The organism is Paenibacillus sp. FSL K6-1318 (assembly GCF_037976905.1).
Taxonomy (GTDB): Bacteria; Bacillota; Bacilli; order Paenibacillales; family Paenibacillaceae; genus Paenibacillus; species Paenibacillus amylolyticus_A.
This window is the reverse complement of the sequence record NZ_CP150270.1, coordinates 3,366,921-3,384,031: the sequence shown is the minus strand read 5'-3', so window position 1 is coordinate 3,384,031 and position 17,111 is coordinate 3,366,921. Positions and strand designations below refer to the sequence as shown.

The 17,111-nt window shown below is 44.3% G+C and carries 14 protein-coding genes and 1 pseudogene; 5 read left to right on the top strand and 10 right to left on the bottom strand.

Features of this window, described 5'->3' with window-relative positions; translation table 11 throughout:
- Window position 1: 1 nt before the first annotated feature.
- From NYE45_RS14945 to NYE45_RS14920, 6 genes are all read right to left on the bottom strand, one after another.
- A complete protein-coding gene (locus tag NYE45_RS14945) occupies window positions 2-1,444 on the bottom strand; it encodes a glycoside hydrolase family 1 protein (RefSeq protein ID WP_340017274.1) in 1,443 nt (480 codons plus the stop codon).
- A 59-nt stretch (window positions 1,445-1,503) separates the two neighbouring features.
- Window positions 1,504-3,462, bottom strand: coding sequence for a beta-glucoside-specific PTS transporter subunit IIABC (locus NYE45_RS14940; protein WP_340017273.1), 1,959 nt, complete (start codon window positions 3,460-3,462; stop codon window positions 1,504-1,506).
- Window positions 3,463-3,677: 215 nt separating this feature from the next.
- A complete protein-coding gene (locus NYE45_RS14935; protein WP_340017272.1) occupies window positions 3,678-4,733 on the bottom strand; it encodes an LLM class flavin-dependent oxidoreductase in 1,056 nt (351 codons plus the stop codon).
- 65 nt (window positions 4,734-4,798) lie between these two features.
- Window positions 4,799-5,251: a MarR family transcriptional regulator gene (locus NYE45_RS14930; protein ID WP_340017271.1), complete on the bottom strand. Its 453-nt coding sequence runs from the start codon at window positions 5,249-5,251 to the stop codon at window positions 4,799-4,801.
- 41 nt (window positions 5,252-5,292) lie between these two features.
- Complete coding sequence (locus NYE45_RS14925) at window positions 5,293-6,060, bottom strand: pirin family protein (RefSeq protein ID WP_340017270.1); 768 nt, start codon at window positions 6,058-6,060, stop codon at window positions 5,293-5,295.
- Window positions 6,061-6,090: 30 nt separating this feature from the next.
- Window positions 6,091-6,447, bottom strand: a complete 357-nt coding sequence (locus tag NYE45_RS14920; protein ID WP_340017269.1) for a DoxX family protein — start codon at window positions 6,445-6,447, stop codon at window positions 6,091-6,093.
- 201 nt (window positions 6,448-6,648) lie between these two features.
- On the opposite strand from NYE45_RS14920, the gene NYE45_RS14915 reads away from it, so the two are divergent.
- Both NYE45_RS14915 and NYE45_RS14910 read left to right on the top strand, forming a co-directional pair.
- Window positions 6,649-7,707 (top strand): alkene reductase, encoded by a 1,059-nt coding sequence (locus NYE45_RS14915; protein WP_340017268.1) that lies wholly within the window; start codon window positions 6,649-6,651, stop codon window positions 7,705-7,707.
- 149 nt (window positions 7,708-7,856) lie between these two features.
- Window positions 7,857-8,351 carry a MarR family transcriptional regulator gene (locus NYE45_RS14910; protein WP_248278047.1) on the top strand — a complete coding sequence of 165 codons (495 nt, stop codon included), beginning with the start codon at window positions 7,857-7,859 and terminating at the stop codon, window positions 8,349-8,351.
- Between the two features lie 74 nt (window positions 8,352-8,425).
- Here the strand turns inward: NYE45_RS14910 and NYE45_RS14905 are convergent.
- Window positions 8,426-8,861: pseudogene (locus NYE45_RS14905) on the bottom strand (VOC family protein).
- Window positions 8,846-9,808 (bottom strand): WYL domain-containing protein, encoded by a 963-nt coding sequence (locus NYE45_RS14900; protein WP_340017267.1) that lies wholly within the window; start codon window positions 9,806-9,808, stop codon window positions 8,846-8,848. The pseudogene NYE45_RS14905 and the gene NYE45_RS14900 overlap by 16 nt, the downstream one beginning before the upstream one ends.
- Before the next feature lie 129 nt (window positions 9,809-9,937).
- Here NYE45_RS14900 and NYE45_RS14895 point away from each other — a divergent pair, with 129 nt between their 5' ends.
- Window positions 9,938-11,062: a GerAB/ArcD/ProY family transporter gene (locus tag NYE45_RS14895; RefSeq protein ID WP_340017266.1), complete on the top strand. Its 1,125-nt coding sequence runs from the start codon at window positions 9,938-9,940 to the stop codon at window positions 11,060-11,062.
- A 159-nt stretch (window positions 11,063-11,221) separates the two neighbouring features.
- On the opposite strand, the gene NYE45_RS14890 is transcribed toward NYE45_RS14895, so the two are convergent.
- Window positions 11,222-12,490 (bottom strand): cytosine deaminase, encoded by a 1,269-nt coding sequence (locus NYE45_RS14890; RefSeq protein ID WP_340017265.1) that lies wholly within the window; start codon window positions 12,488-12,490, stop codon window positions 11,222-11,224.
- Window positions 12,459-13,736, bottom strand: a complete 1,278-nt coding sequence (gene codB / locus NYE45_RS14885; protein ID WP_340017264.1) for a cytosine permease — start codon at window positions 13,734-13,736, stop codon at window positions 12,459-12,461. Before codB ends, NYE45_RS14890 begins: the two co-directional genes overlap by 32 nt.
- A gap of 500 nt (window positions 13,737-14,236) precedes the next feature.
- Between codB and NYE45_RS14880 the strand changes: the two genes are divergently transcribed.
- The gene (locus tag NYE45_RS14880; RefSeq protein ID WP_340017263.1) at window positions 14,237-15,187 is read left to right on the top strand and encodes an ABC transporter substrate-binding protein; all 951 of its coding nucleotides are present in this window, start codon (window positions 14,237-14,239) and stop codon (window positions 15,185-15,187) included.
- Between the two features lie 175 nt (window positions 15,188-15,362).
- On the top strand, window positions 15,363-17,081 hold the full coding sequence (locus NYE45_RS14875; protein WP_340017262.1) for an AraC family transcriptional regulator: 1,719 nt from the start codon (window positions 15,363-15,365) through the stop codon (window positions 17,079-17,081).
- Window positions 17,082-17,111 lie beyond the last annotated feature (30 nt).

Genomic DNA, 17,111 nt, shown 5'->3' with positions numbered 1-17,111 from the left:
TTTATTCTTTCGTGACCGCCTGATCCGAATTTCCGATACATCTGCCATTCTGTTTAATGACCTCCTGATACCACGAGAAGCTTTTCTTCTTCAAGCGCTTCAAGTCTTTCAGATCCTGTTCACCACGGTTGACATAGATCATGCCGTAGCGTTTCCCATACCCCTGATGAGTGCTTACCACATCAATAACGGACCAAGGGCAATAACCAATCACATCCACACCATCCGTTAGAGCCAGTCTGATCTGCTCCAGGTGTTTCTCGATAAAATCAATTCGGTACGTATCGTTAACCGTGTGATCTGCTTCCAGTACATCCGGAGCTCCTATGCCGTTTTCCGTAATTAAAATCGGGAGACCATATCGTTCACATACCTTACGCAATGTCAGTCTTAGCCCAACCGGGTCAATAACCCAGCCATATTTCGTTTTTTCCGTAAATGGATTCTCCGCGGCCCGGTACACTCCCTGCTCGCCAAGCATAATTTGCTGATCCCCTGCACGAGCTGTAACATCCGACGCATCCCCCATACTGGCGGCAATGGTTGCCGTCGAGTAATAATTGATAGCTACCAGATCGGGACGGCCCGACTGGATGTCCTCCATGTCGCCCTGCTCAATAACCGGCTCGATGCCACGTTCCTGCAAATAACTCCAGAATAATGGATTATACCGTCCCCACACCGATAAGTCGAGAAAACCCCATCCACGAATCGTCTCCCAGTTATGTGCAGCGATTGCATCTGCTGGTCTGGAGGTTGCCTGGTACATGGAAGTCATGTTTAATGCAGGACCGATCTTGCCTTGCGGAAACATATCATGAAATAGTCGCATCGTTCTGCCTTGAGCTACAAACATGTGATGATTTTGCTGATACAGTTCCTTACTGGAAGGCAAACGTCCACCTTTTGGTGTACCAATAGCACCTGGATGGAGAATCATCGTATTTTGCTCATTAATGGTCAACCAATATTTCACTTTATGCCCGTAATGCTCAAACAAGATACGCCCGTACTCGACAAAAGCATCGATTGTCTCCCGGTTGTTCCAGCCTCCGGTTTTCTCAAGCGCGTAAGGTAAGTCGAAATGATACATAGTCACAATGGGTTCAATGCCATGAAGCAGTAATTCGTCAATCAACTGGTGATAAAAATCGAGTCCTTTCTCATTAACATCCCCTGTGCCTGAAGGCAAGATTCGAGTCCATGCAATGGAAAAACGATACGCTTTGAGGCCCAGCTCTGCAAAGAGCTTCACGTCTTCTCTGAATCGGTGATAGTGATCGCTCGCAACTGTGAAATCGGCGGTTCCAGCGGGATGATCACACATATCGATGACGGACAGGCCTTTGCCATCTTCGTTCCAGGCTCCTTCCACTTGATAGGCCGAGGTGGAGCCTCCCCACAGAAATTCATTGGGGAATGGCTTGATGTGTTGATATAACATCTCAAACACTCCTTCATTTGAATGATGATCAAGAGATATGACGTACCGTATTACGGTTGTTATGAAAGGTGCATAATGGTCGCTCCAACCTCCACAGAACGCTGCTTTTCCAGCTTAATGTCCGGGAAACGATCCGAATTGGCGATAATGATCGGGGTTATGACTTCGTAGCCTTCTGCCTTGATGGCGTCGATATCAAAGCTGATCAACAAGTCACCTTGTTGTACCTGATCCCCTACTTTAATGGAAGAGTCGAAATGTCTCCCCTTCAGGTTGACGGTATCCACACCAATATGAATGAGTATCTCTTCTCCATTGTAACCATTTAATTTGACTGCATGTTTGGAGTCCATGAAAGCCGTAACTTCACCTGCGATCGGTGCATAGAGTTCTCCTTTTGCAGGAATAATCGCAGCGCCCTTACCCAGTAATCCCAAAGAGAAGACATCGTCTGGTACACGGTCCAGATGCACTAATTCCCCTTGCATCGGGCTGGCGATCATGAGTGAGCGTATCTCATTTTGGTTCAGTACATTTGTATTTGTTGTTGGAGCAGACTTCGTGCCTGGGGTGTTGTCTTGAACAGGTTGGCCGGAAAGCGTCTTGTCATCGTTAACGTTGGTATTGCCTTCTTCTTCATCATCCACTGGATCCTCAAAACCAATGATCCATGTCAGAGCAAAGGTCACGATAAAGGCGATCAGACACGTTACAATGGCATGAACGATGTTCATTGGATTGCTGCCAATAAAGGCAGGTAACGCGGCAAGCCCCGGAGAAACGAAGGCATAACGTACTAATCCGGTCAGACCAGCGTATATCCCTGCTACGCCACCACCGATCATTGCCGCAATTAAGGGTTTCTTCAGTTTCAGCGTTACGCCGTACAAAGATGGTTCCGTGATGCCCAGTACAGCAGTGAAACCGGATGAAGCAGCAAGCTGTTTCAGTTTTTTGTTTTTCGTTTTCAATGCTACAGCAAGCGTAGCCCCACCTTGAGCAATATTGGACGCGAGCATTCCCGGACCATTGATCATTTCATATCCATTTTTGGTCAGTTGGCTAGTAGCAATTGGTGTCATTGCCCATGCAGTGCCTGTCACGATCAGAAATGGTTGCAAAGTTCCCATTAACAAAGGAATCAGCCAACTGGCTCTGGCATTAATCGCTTCTGCACCCATCGCAACCAGATCATTCAGATACGTTCCGAAAGGCCCGATCGCCACCAATGCAAGTGGTGCTGTAATCAATAGTACAATCATCGGTTTTGTGAAAAATTTAATCATGGAAGGCGATACCCGATCCGCGAAACGTTCAATATAGGACATGAGCCAAACGACGATAATAATCGGCAGCACGGAGCCTGCATAGTCGGTTAGTCGAACCGGAACACCGATGAAAAACACGTCTTTTCCTTCCGTCATCAGTGCGCTCCATCCCGGGTGTAACAACACTCCGGCAACCGTCATCGCCAGAATTGGACTTGTTTCAAACTTAATGGAAGCTCCATAAGCCAACAGAATAGGCATGAAATAAAACGCTGCGTCCGCAATGGTGTTAAGGATATAATAGTTTTGGCTTTCTGTCGTTACGAGGCCTGTCAGCACAAGTACGGCCAATATTGCTTTGATCATACCCGCGCCAATGATTGCCGGAATGACCGGAGTAAATGTCGTTGAGATCACGCTGATGAATCTGGAAATCCAGCTCTGTTTTTGTTTTGGTCCGTTATTTTTGCCGGAATCTGATTTGGAGTCTGCACTCCGGGTTGCCGAACCCATCTGCTGAGTAATAACACGATAGACCTGCTGCACCTCATTTCCCACAACGACCTGGTACTGTCCACCATTATTCACAACGGTAATGACGCCTGGAAGAGCTTTGAGTTTTTCTGTCTCCGCTTTGGAGATGTCGTGCAATTCGAACCGAAGTCGGGTTGCGCAGTGCGTAAGCCGAGCGATATTATCCTTCTTTCCAACCAATTCCGTAATCTCTTGTCCCAACTTGCGATAGTCCATACCTTTGCCCCATTTCTGAATTTGGATATAAAAAAGACCAAAACGATATGCCTTCCCCTACTCACATAAGGAAAATGCAAAATCATTTTGGTCATGCCTGCTTTACCAGTAACAGCCAAACACTGCTAATATTCAATTCGTTAATTCGTTGTCGATGTAAACGTTTACTGGATCATAGTATCACACAATAAATTAGTTAGCAATCACTTTATTTGTTATGTTTGTGTGTGTTTCTTAATAGCAGGCATAATGGTTGTTGCGAGTAGCTCAATGTTCTTTTTAATCTGATCCATACTGACGCCACCTGCATCGATCTCGGCTAAGAATCGTTGTTGACCATACATCTCGTATTGATACAACATTTTTTCAATAATTTGTTGAGGAGAGCCCACCATGAGTGCATCTCGATAATCGGTAGAAGCCAAGAATTGTTGCTCAGGGTAACCACTACCTCTTAATTGAATCGTAGCGTTATTGATATGTGGGTAGTATTCGCGTAAGGCTGTTTGGCTATCTTCAGCTACGTACATGAGACTCGTTGTGGAGATGGGTAATCCTGCAGGATCAAAGCCTGCGCTTCGTGCAGCTTCACGGTAACGATCTACAGCAGTTTTGAATGCTGTTGACGGTCCACCAAGTGTCGTTAACATCATGGGTACCCCTGCTAAACCTGCTTTAATCGCACTTGCTGGTGGTCCGCCTACTGCACGCCATATCGGCATTTTCCCATGTAATGGTTGGGGAATGATTTCGGCATAATGTAGGGGGGCCCGGAATTCCCCTTGCCATGTAACACGGTCTTCTTCGTTAATCTTCAGCAGTAAAGCCAATTTCTCTTCAAACAATTCTTCATAGTTACTCACATCATAACCTAATAGTTCATATGCACCTAGACGTGAACCACGTCCTGCTACAATCTCCGCACGTCCATTTGAAATCAGATCCAACGTGGCAAAGTCTTCATATACGCGAACCGGGTCGGATGTACTCAGGACTGTTGCCGAGCTGGCGATTTTAATGGTTTTGGTTGCTTGGGCAATTGCTCCTAGGATCACAGTATGTGCCTGGGTTGCAAATAACGGCTGATGACTCTCCCCTACTGCGAATACATCAAGTCCTGCTTCTTCAGCCAGCTTGGCAGTTTCGATTAATTCATTAATCCGTTGCTGTGCAGAGATCCGATGCCCTGTTAGTGGATTACTTAAATGATCTCCAATGGAATAGAGACCGATCTCCATACCTTTTTCTTGGTGAATACGATATTGTTCCATCTTAGTCTGTCCTTCCATATGAGTTCCATGGAGGCCTAGAAACCCAAAATCGGTTTCATCTCAATTCATTCGTTGATCTTACTGGCGCCTAGTCCGAGCTTCTTGAGAAGATTGGTTAACTGTATTTTTTCTTCATTGGTAATCGAAGACAGATTCTTAGATATCACCTCAACGTGTTGAGGAAAGATCTCTTTAAATAAATTTTGACCTTGATCCGTTATGACTACATTTGAAGATCGACGGTCTGTTGGACTTGGTTCTCGCTTTACTAATTCTTTCTTTTCAAGCTTATCAACTACATAGGTGATGCTCCCGCTTGGGATCGAAAATTTCTCGCTTATATTTTGGACCGTGTGTGGTCCTTTATTGTAGAGAAGTTCCAGAACCATAAAGTTCTCATTACTAATGCCGGATCGTTCTATATCTTTTACAACATCATCAAAAACAGTTTTACTAGCCTTTACCCACACACGGAAAAGCCGTAAATCGATCTGACTTTGTTCATCTCCTTCAAACATGTACAGGACCTCCTATTAGATACCTTTAAAAATAGTAATGGTTATGTTGGTTTTCTGTATAAAGGATAATCAACTTCAGTCGGAACTTCAATAACCAAGATTCTAAGATATTGATCAACAGCTTGTACGACTACTCTTTCCTCTTGCTCTGATTGAACGATAATGAAATCTTTATGTGAGAAATGAGTTGCTTTAATTGTGTCTGACAAAAGAGTTCCGTCTCCTCTAATGGCTAAACTAGCCAATGTACGACCCAAGGAAAGGCTATGAGTATATACTGTTCCCGCAGGAATACGTACATCCCACATTTGAGCATCAGTCACGGTCTGCATAGGAGAATCGTTTCCTAAAAGTGTTTTGATTTTCACACCATCTATATCTGCTAACGAAAACTGATTATAATCAAATTGCGAATAAATGGGTGTACGTTTCACCGCTTGGCTTAGATGTGGTTCAAACCAAATTTGAAAGGCTTCAGTCGGTTCCTTTAACGCTTCAGCATGTTGTACACCGGAGCCTGTTTGCATCAGTTGGGTTCCCCCTTCTTCTACAACACTTTCCGTACCCAGTGTATCCTGATGATATGCCTTGCCTTTAATCACATAGGTGACGATTTCGAAGCCTTTATGGGGGTGGAAACCAATTTCAGCAGATTTTTGAGAATGAGCCCAAGCCCAGTAAAATAGCGGTCCCAGTCGAGTAATGATGGAGCCTTCTCCGGAAAAACCAATTGGTTTTTGTTCTATTATTTTGCCGCCATCAAACTGACCACTTGCTTGATCTTTGGGTTGAATAATTTGGATTCCCATTATACTCACTCCTTAGGTTTAACGGACCATTCACACAAACAAAGATCCGTAATTGATTAGCAATACGACCAAGCCCAGAATTAATAAAATGATCGGCATAAACATTTGTTTCAATTGATCTTTTATTTTAATATGAGTCATGATCGCACCGATCATCGTTACCACGATGAGTAAACCACCCCATGCAGCTAAAACCTCATTCCAAATACCTGCAATAACTAAAACTCCTGCAATGACTTCGATCAACCCTGTAAATACTCGGAACGCTCCAGGATATCCATAGTTCTTAAATCCCTCCACCATCTGCTTGGACCCAAACTTCATAAACCCAAACATAAGAAAACCTAACCCTAAAATCACTTGCAAAACAATCGATAGAACACTCATAAATTCAATCTCCTCTTTATCCTATTATTATTTATCCTAGTTGTAGGATTAATATATCCTAACATTAGGCTATATGAGTGTCAATGATAAAGTCAATTCACCTTCTTGCCTATATTCGCTAAGTGTTGACAATCAAATATTTGTTTGTTAAATTTATGTTGCCGGAAACATATTTCCGCAAAATCGAGAGGAGTTTTTCGTATGAATACAACTTGGACACCAGTAACCGTAGGGAATTTGAACTTGCCACATCGCTTGGCTCTTGCCCCAATGACTAGATCACGTGCCCTTTATGACGGTACGCCTGGAACATATAGTGCAGAATATTATGAACAACGTGCTTCGATGGGACTACTCATTAGTGAAGGAACTCAACCGTCTGAGGATGGACAAGGTTATTTATCTTCACCAGGTATTTATACAGAGGAGCATATTAAAGGTTGGAAACAGATCACTGATCGCGTTCATCAGGCCGGAGGGTATTTGTTCATTCAGCTCATGCATGCAGGTCGGATGTCTCACCCAGAGAATACACCTCACCACCGTCAACCCGTTGCCCCTTCCGCAATTACTCCAAAGGCACAAATGTATACTGCAGAAGGTATGCAAGATATTCCTACTCCGCGTGAGTTAAGTCTGGAAGAAATTCAGGAAACGATTCAGGACTTCCGCAAAGCTGCTGCATCTGCGATAGAGGCAGGCGCTGACGGTGTAGAGATTCATGGCGCTAACGGTTATCTTGTACATCAGTTTATTTCTGAAAATGCGAATGTACGTAGCGACTCTTATGGTGGTTCGATTGAAAATCGAGCTAGATTTGCTATCGAGGTAGCAAAAGCTGTAGCTGAGGAAATTGGAGCAAGTCGCACAGCAATTCGACTCTCTCCCGGGGTTCCTTTAGGGGATATTATTGAAGGCACAGACGGTCCTAAAGTATATGAGTATCTGATTTCTGAACTTGCTAAACTGAACTTGGCTTATCTTCATATTCTGCATGGTGGGGATGAAGAAAATCTTCAAAATATTCGTTCGACTTGGTCCAATGTACTTATTGTTAATCGACCAGGACGTCCTTTAGAAGAACTGGATAGAGACTTGAATAATAACTTGGCGGATATCGTGTCAGTAGGAACCTTGGCACTGGCTAATCCTGACTTAGTGGAACGTTTGAAATCAGGAGCAACGTTGAATGAAGCCGATCCTAAAACTTTTTATGGCGGAGATAGCCGCGGCTATACTGATTATCCAACGATGAAATAAAAGTCAACCTGACCTTATTTATTCGGTGCCCTACTACGGCGAAGCTGTTGTGGGGCATTTGTTCATTTTATTACTCCGTTACTTTACAAGTATTGAATTATTCACTACGCTTATAGCTTATAGAAAGTTAAAGCGGAAAGGTGAAAATGATGAACAACTTTGAAGAAGAACCCAAACCAGACTCTAAAACATCTAATGTAGAAAAGGAAATGCAAGTCATCCAGCAATTCCCCATTAACTTCGCCGTTTTTTCCATGGCGAGATCACATCGTGGTTTAGCCGCACACTTGTTGCGTGAAGTGGGTCTATTTACTGGTCAAGAAATTATGTTGATGCAATTAGGAGAACAAGATGGACAATCACAGCAGAGTCTCGGACGGACGATGCGACTGGATCATTCAACGATTACCAAATCCGTTCGGCGCTTAGAAGAATCTGGCCTGGTTACTCGTTCTAAATCGCCCAAAGACGGACGCGTTACGCTAGTTACATTGACTGAAAATGGCAGACAACTCGTGGATAAGGCTGTTGCCGTTTGGACAAAAATGGAGGAAGTTGCTTCACAAGATCTCTCGGAACAAGAACGTGAGCTGTTAATCTCGATATCTCAAAAAATTTCATCCAACCTAGAGGGTTTCCTATAGGACTTACACCCGCCTCTAAAGGTATATATGAATACTTCTACCTTAGAGGGGGTTATTCTAAACTCCACTATTCATCAGCTAACACTTTTGGTCCACGCAGCAACCCTCCGACTACTTTCTTCTTCTGCCAAAAGGGTCCAGTATACTTCCGAACCGATCACCCGAGGCAAAGTTTATAATCTCTTCTCTTACTGTCGCCCCTCTGGATACGGCAGTTGCAATGGTTTCAACCACATTCATGACGTAAATCCCTAAAGAATAACATGCAAGTTCTTGATCTGGCGGCAGAGCCAATTGATATGCCGGGTTCGCTGCTCCCAGCTGTAAGAAGCCATGTCCAAAATCTAATTCCGCATGAACGATCATTGTGTTACCATTTCCAGCTGGATGCTCCGTGATATCCTTCACTCTTGCATTGAAAACAAATTTGTAGAACTCCATTGCTTCAGAAGGGTCCTTCACTGTTATAAATGGGTCTACTGTCAGTGAAGTTATTAGCGTTGATAGTATTCCATTAACTCGGACACAACAGCAACAAGTCTGTCCTTCAGACGCTGTGGTTCAATGACTTGAATGGATTTCCCGTAGGATAGGAGAAAATAAGGGACATATGTATCAATTGATTCTTCCTCAAATAAAAAGATAGCTTGATTGGGCGTCCGCTCTTTCAGATAGTGTCCCATAAACCAATGTAACCCCAAGTCATCTAATGCCTCTGATCTGCCTCCGATAACTAAGGAAATTAACCCCTCTTTTCCCGTTACATCGGGTAACAAATTTTGCATAAAATATTCACGAGCTGAAAAAGCTTCCGAACGCTCAAAGCGGAGCGAAGTAGGCTTGATTCGTAGAATACGATCTGCCCGGAAGCTGCGGAGTTCATTTCTAAGTTGGCAAAACGCAATGGTATACCATTTATTATTCCAGTGAACCATGCCATAGGGGTCTATTACCCTATTCTTGGGTTGTTCTTCACCGCTTGTGCGATAGTCAATTTCGACAGAGTATTCGTTAGCCACGGCTTGTTCCAATTCCGCCAAGATTGGCTGAACGGAAGGGTCTCCCATGCGATTGATAACGTTAAACCCGGCTAAATGACGACGCAGAGTGTTTTCCTGCTCCTGATTCGAATACATTTTCAACTTGGATGTCGCATTGTCCAATGCGTCACTCAAAGGGTATCCAGCTTCTTTTGCAAACACTGCAGCTTGGAGAAGAGCCTTTTTTTCTTCAATATCGAATAACAGAGGTGCTTTGATATGTTGATTGAGCAAGCTATACCCGCCGTTATGACCTGTATCGGAAATGATCGGCACGCCACTGGTACATAATGCATCAATATATCGATAGACGGTTCTTATATTGATTTCTAGCTTTTCAGACATTTGTTTTGCAGTTACTTTGGTGCCTGAATTCAGCATCCATAGAATCGCTAACATATTATCGTTCTTTGGCATAACCTACATCCTTATCTTCTAATAATTATTGCACATCTTTATTTTATATCAGTACAGCACATTTTACATAAAACAACTTCGTTGGGCGATACTACCTACAAATATATTCGCCGGTCTGGAGTGAAGCCAATGAAGCAATCCACATCTCATATCAATACCTCCGAGGTTATTATTGTGGTTATCAATTCAATACTTGGAGCCGGGATTCTTACACTCCCTCGGACCATTAGCAAAGCAGTGGGAACACCAGATGTATGGATCTCCGTCATTCTGGCTGGCTTGATCGTAACCGCGATCAGCCTGCTCCTTGTAACTTTGAGTCGTAGATTTCCCGGTAAAACGGTGTTTGAGTTTATACCTGAAATTACAGGCAAATGGATTGCTTATCTGTTGGGACTTGTAATTATCATATATTTTGTTATTCTGTGTTCATTTGAAGTCAGAGTCATGGCTGAAATTACAAGCATGTACATACTTGAGCGTACGCCTACTTGGGTGACCATTATGGTCAGTTTGTGGATTGGCATTTACATGTTAACGGGTGGTCTTAAGGTCATCATCCGGGTCTTTTCAATTGTATTGCCCGTTACTCTGGTGTTGCTTGCGCTGGTTTTCCTTTTAAGCACTAAGATGTTTGAAATCAATAATCTCAGACCACTCCTAGGCGATGGATTTATGCCTGTGTTGAAAGGACTGAAGCCTTCGTGTCTCTCCTATTCCGGATATGAAGTTTTACTTATCATCACTGCATACATGACAGATGTAAAGGCAAGCAATAAGGCTGCTATACATAGCATACTTATATGTACGATTATATATTTGATCACAATTGTCACCGTGGTGGGGAATTTATCTTTGCCAGGAATTCAAACGCGGATGTGGCCAACATTTGACATGGTTCGAAGTTTTGAAATTGAGGGATTTCTTTTTGAACGCTATGAATCGTTGTTCATCGTATTTTGGCTGATGCAAATATTTGCAACATATGCTTTTAAACACTATTTTGCGGCGATCGGTATTCGAGATTTGTTTCGTCTCAAAAATATTACCTATATACAATTCGCGATGTTGCCTGTCTTGTATGTCATTGCTTACTTGCCTAAAAACCTGGAGGAAACGTTAGCTTTGGGTGATTTTCTCGGCAATATGTCCATTTTTTTATTTGGCCTGCTGCCACTGTTGTTGCTGATCATCAGTTTCATTCGTAAAAAAGGCGGAAAGCAGGCATCTAGTGGAGCACTAAAGGCAGGCTGAATTGTTAGATTCTCACATGCAGGCTGCAGCTTTCGTAATCCATATGGGATACACTGCATAGACCGCACAAAAAGCAAAAAAAGCCGCTCTAATAGCGACTTTTTTTGGGTATATGATTTCTTTTTGATTTAGTTTAAGACCGAAGTCATGTAAGCTACTTTATTTATTGAACGTAACCTTCTCCGTATTGCCATCAAAAATGATGGATGTGTCCCGAGGCTTCGATTCCGCGATTTTACGGCCGCCTCTAAAGGAATAAAGTACGCCGGCTTGTTTGCGAACTGCCTCATATTCATTCTCTGCTTCAAGTACGATGAAGTTGGCAGGTTTGCCTTCTTCAACACCGTATACATCCTCGATGTGTAACGTTCTTGCACTGTTTTTCGTAATGAAGTCAATCGAATTCACGATCTGGTCATAACCAAGCAGCTGCGAAGCGTGAATCCCCATATGAAGCACTTGAAGCATGTTGCCTGTTCCGAGCGGATACCACGGATCGAAGATATCGTCATGACCGAAGCATACATTCAGACCTGCTTCCTGCAACTCTTTGACACGCGTCAGCCCTCTTCTCTTCGGATACGTGTCGAAGCGTCCTTGCAGGTGAATGTTGACCAGCGGATTGGAGACAAAGTTCAAATCAGCCATCTTCAGCAAACGGAACAACTTGTACGTATAAGCGTCATTATATGACCCCATCGCTGTCGTGTGACTTGCTGTTGTGCGTGAACCCAGTCCACGCTCGTAAGCCTCCTTGGCAACGACTTCAACAAAACGGGATTGCTCATCATCGATTTCATCGCAATGGATATCGATGAGACGATCGTATTTTTCGGCCAGATCAAACGCAACTTTCATTGAATCAACGCCGTATTCACGTGTGAATTCAAAGTGTGGGATACCACCGACTACATCAACGCCCATTTTCAACGACTCTTCCAGTAATTCTGCACCGTTTGGATAAGAGTGAATGCCTTCCTGTGGGAAAGCAACAAGCTGGATGTCCATATACGGAGCCATTTCTTCTTTCACTTCAAGCATGGCTTTAACGGCGATCAAGCTTGGATCGGTAACATCTACATGGGTCCGTACATGCTGGATGCCCTGTGCCAATTGCCACTTGAGTGCCGTTTTGGAACGTGTTTTGACATCCTCATGTGTCAAGAAAGCCTTGCGCTCTGACCAGCGCTGAATGCCTTCGAACAGCGTTCCGCTTAGATTCCACTCCGGCTCGCCTGCTGTGAGCGTTGTATCGAGATGAATATGTGGTTCAATGAATGGTGGCAGCACAAGCGATCCGTTGACATCCAGGATCTCCTCATTTTCGGTCACTTCCAACGATTGTGTGATTCGTTCGAACTTCCCGTCTTTCACAACGATATTCCATAGTCCTTCTTTACCCCGCAATTTTGCGTTCTGTATAATCATTTATTTTCCCCATTTCTTTGGATTCTTTCGCAGGAACAATCAGCATCAAGATGATATAGGCTACTGCTGTACCAAGCAGTGCGTTCAATGGTGTTACGCCAGGAGCCAGTTGGGCGAATGCCACGCCGATGGCCCATGCGACCATCGCTACCCAGTTTACATTTTTGAATGACATGTCGGCAAATGGCTTATAGTTTCTACGTTTTACAATGAAGTAATCTGCGATAATAATAGCTCCGATGGATGGTACCGCCGCGCCCAATACGTTCAGGAAACTGACGAAGTTGTTGTACATCCACATGGCGAATACAGTACCGACGATGCCGTTAACGATGACGAAGAATTTCTTCGAAATTTTGGTGATGTTGGCGAAACCAAGACCCGAAGCGTACAGTGCATTATCGTTGGTCGTCCAGATATTCAAGCCCAGAACGATGATTGCCGGAATGATTAATCCTTGCAGGAACATGACCTCCGAGATATCAGCCAAGTTATAAGCCATCGCACCAACTGCACCGAACAGAAACATGAGTGAGTTACCCAGGAAGAATGCAATCACTGTTGCGGTAACCGCCTGTTTGGATGTCCGTGAAAACCGGGCAAAATCGGGTGTCAGCGTTCCGCCGCTTATGAATGATCCGATACAGATCGTTAATGCTGCCGCCGCGGTAAGCGACTGAGTCGGCGTGTAATCAAGCAACCCTTGCAGACCACCCAGCGAACCTGCACCTTCGAACATGGAGTAACCACCGAGAATAGCAATCGCAGGAACCGCGATATATCCAAGAATGACGAGTGACTTCATGCCGAAGATGGCTGACGCTGTCATGGCAAGTCCAAACACGATAATCAACAGGTACACGTTCCAATCCATAGCTTTGGCGACCGGAATCGCGAACATGGCTACGCCGACTCCGAACCATCCAACCTGTGTGAATCCTAGCAGGAACGAAGGCAGATACGACCCTTTTGCACCGAACGCATATTTAGCAAGCAAATGTGTGGACAGGCCCGTTTTGGCAGCGATATGTGCCAGTGCCCCTGTATAGATACCGAGCACCAGATTGCCTGCAAGCACGATGCCAATGAACTCCATGAACGTCAAGCTTACGCCCAACGTCCCTCCTGCCAACATACTGGCTGAGAAAAATGTGAAACCGAGCATGACGGATAACGTCTTCCAAAAGTGGTTTCTTTGCGTTTTCGGCACGGCTTGCCATGAAAACTCTTGATCTTGTTTGCTCATCAGAATACCCCCAACGTAAAGTGTATCTGATACCATAAAAAGCAGAAAAAAGAGGCTACTCGTCAAGTTATACACTGACAAGTAGCCTCTTTTTGCATCATAACCCGCGCGAAGACACAGAGCATTCCATTACGGAACATGCCCTGATTCTCGCGTGATTATGAAATCCGCTGCCCTTGCCAGCCTCTCTGGACTGAATTAAAGGTACCAGTATTCAATTACATACTATTATTTTGGAAAAACCTGCAGTTGTCAATGTCATTATTATCCAAATGTTATTAATTCCTTATATAGCAAGTTGTTTTTGATCACTCATACTTTGATGACAAAGCACCTGCGGATTGAAAATAATGCACCGAACAAATAGATGCACGCATTGACATTTGTACAAATAAATTCACTGCGTTTTTTTCATTGTAAGCCCCGGAAATGGCACCTATAATTACATTGTAATTGATAATGGTTATCAATGAGAAAAAGAGAATTCAGGGGGAAACAATATGAACAGTACAATTAAGAAACACCTATTCATATGGGGAGCATGCTTTCTTCTTCTATCCGTCCTTGCAGCATGCAGCCGTTCGGAAAGCGCCCCTTCACAAGAACCTGTGAAGACCAATGAGCAAACGACAAAAAGCTATACAACCCAAACAGACGAAGTGATTGAAATACCCACTCAGCCACAACGAGTGATCTATCTGGGTTCAACACTTGGAGATCTTCTGGCAATGGATATCCCTGTCGTTGGAGCCAATCTGATTCATGCTTCCGAAAGCTATATTGTAGACCGATTAGAAGGTATTGAGGATGTCGGAAATCCTGGTGATTTGGAGGCAATAACAGCCTTGCAGCCTGACTTGATTTTGAATGGTTATAACCAAGATGCTGACCGAAACACCGCTTTTTCGAAGATTGCACCTACCATTCCGTTCAACTCGGCGTTGCCATTTACAGAACGTGTACGTGAGCTTGGCAACATTTTTGGCAAACAGGATGAGGCAGAGCAATGGATCAGCAGATTTGATACAAAAGCGGAAGCGATGTGGGACAAGCTGAATGTGGCAGAGGGCGAGACAGCGACCATCTTCTTGCAGTTGGGTAAACAGCTCTATGTGATGGGTAATCGCTCATTGGGTGTAGTCTTGTATCAAGAGCACGGATTTGCAATTCCACCAGCAATTCAGCAAAACATTATCGACAAGGACCAAACATTTATCCAACTTTCGGAAGAACTAATGCCGGACTATGCAGGTGATCATCTCTTTGTCCTAACGCTCGATAATGGCGAAAGCCGAGCTGAATCTGAACGCTTGTTACAGAGCACCTTGTGGAAAACGTTGCCTGCCGTTCAGCAAGGACACGTCTATACAGCTTCAGCCGAATGGAATACCGACAACCTGCTGGCACTGGAGCAATTGCTTGATGAATTACCGAAATGGATGAATCAATAATAACGCATTGATGATGGCGTCAAAATCCTCCAAACCCTTTGGGCTATGGAGGATTTTTTGATTTTGTAAATTTGTACTGCGTGTAATAAGCGTCTGCAACGAAACATTCTCTAACGTGTAAAGTGTGGTAAACTAGTAATTGAGAATTATTATCACTGGATCGGAGTGCTCCCGAATGCAAATGGCTTCCCTATACATCCAACTGCAGCAGTATGATCTGCTTCAGCTCACACCACTGCAGGAAAGCAATCATCATAATCCATCAACCAAGAGCAAGGAGGCCAATGAATACACACTGCTTATTGCTCTGGATCACGGAATTCGGCTGTTAACGAACAATATTCCCCAAGATCTGAGCCAAGGCAGTTGTATTCTGCTCCCTACTCAGCAATCCTACATTCTCCTAACGATAAAAGAGCAAGCGCATGTAGCCCGGTTGACCTTTCTTGCTTTTCAAGTGGATCAGTTGAATCTGCTCCCGGCTTGCCCTCCTCTTATTCTGGGCTTTCCTTACAGGCTGTCTCTTTCTACTATAAAACTTGCGTTTGCAAGTGAGGACTGGATTTCTCCGCTGCCTTTGCAATCCAACAAGCAAAGTCGATTGCAGGAGAAGAAATCCCCCCCTACTCATCATTCAAAACTAGCAGTTACTCAGGCCCGGCTGCAACTGATTCTTGGTCTGATGGCTCAGCTGGAAAGCGCTGCTCCGCCAGAGCAACATGATCAAGCGGTTCAACGTACACTCAGCTATATGGAGCAGCACTACAACGAAGATCTGACCGTAGAATTCTTGGCGGAAATGGCTGGGATGGTTCGATGGCAATATAGCAAAATGTTTAAGGTGATGACTGGTAAGAAGCCGACGGACTACCTGACAGCTCTTAGGGTCCAGCATGCTAAAAGGCTACTGTCCAGTTCTACCGAGACCTTACGTGAAATATCCCGACAAGTCGGTTTTAAAGATGAGTATTATTTCAGTCGGCGCTTTCATCAACTCACGGGTCACCCTCCACGAGAATACGCCAATATACTAAGACGTACCAGGCAAAGAACGATCACCGATTCCCTCGGCAGGCAGATTTCTCTTCCTGATGAGGCTATGCGAATCGTGGCGACAGGCACCAATACCCTTGGTGAGTTGCTTGCTATCGGTATCCGCCCAGTCGGCGCGGGTATAACTACAATGAAATCACAAGTCATATATCGAAACAAACTGCATCACATCTCGGACATTGGTTTGCAAGGTGCACCGGAACAAGTCTCCCTATTAAAGCCTGATCTCATACTGTTAGGAAACTATAGTGAGCAGCAGTTACCTCGACTGGATGCCATTGCACCTACCATCGTTTATCACGAATCAACCAGCACTTTTGAGCGTCTTCGTTATATTGCGGATCTTTTTGGTCGAAGCAGAACGGCTGAACAGTGGATCGACCGCTATGAGGAAAGTGTCAGGAGGATACGGCGACAATTGGCGGATGATTATATTGCAGGAGAACGAGCAACTGTCTATCTGTTGCTGGGCAAGAACATATATGTTATGGGACAGACGGGATTTGCCGCTACCGTGTATGAATCACTTGGCTTTCGACCCACCGAATCCGTAAATCAACTGATCGTTGATGGCAGACCTTGGATACAAATTGATCACAATAAAATCACGCAATACGCTGGAGACCGAAGCTTTGTGATGGTTCCCCAGGAGGAGATGAATGTAAACACCCCTTCTCCGCTCCAAAGTTTGGTTGGAATGTTGGCACCCAGTAAAGTACATATAGTAGAAGCTGGCTGGAACTACGATGATCCCCTTACCCGTGAGAGGTTATTGACGATTCTACCCTCTATTTTTGCTAAGGATGGACTCACGCCTCTGCTAGTAAATGAAAAAAAATAAACCGTGGAGCACGGTTTATTTTTTATACCA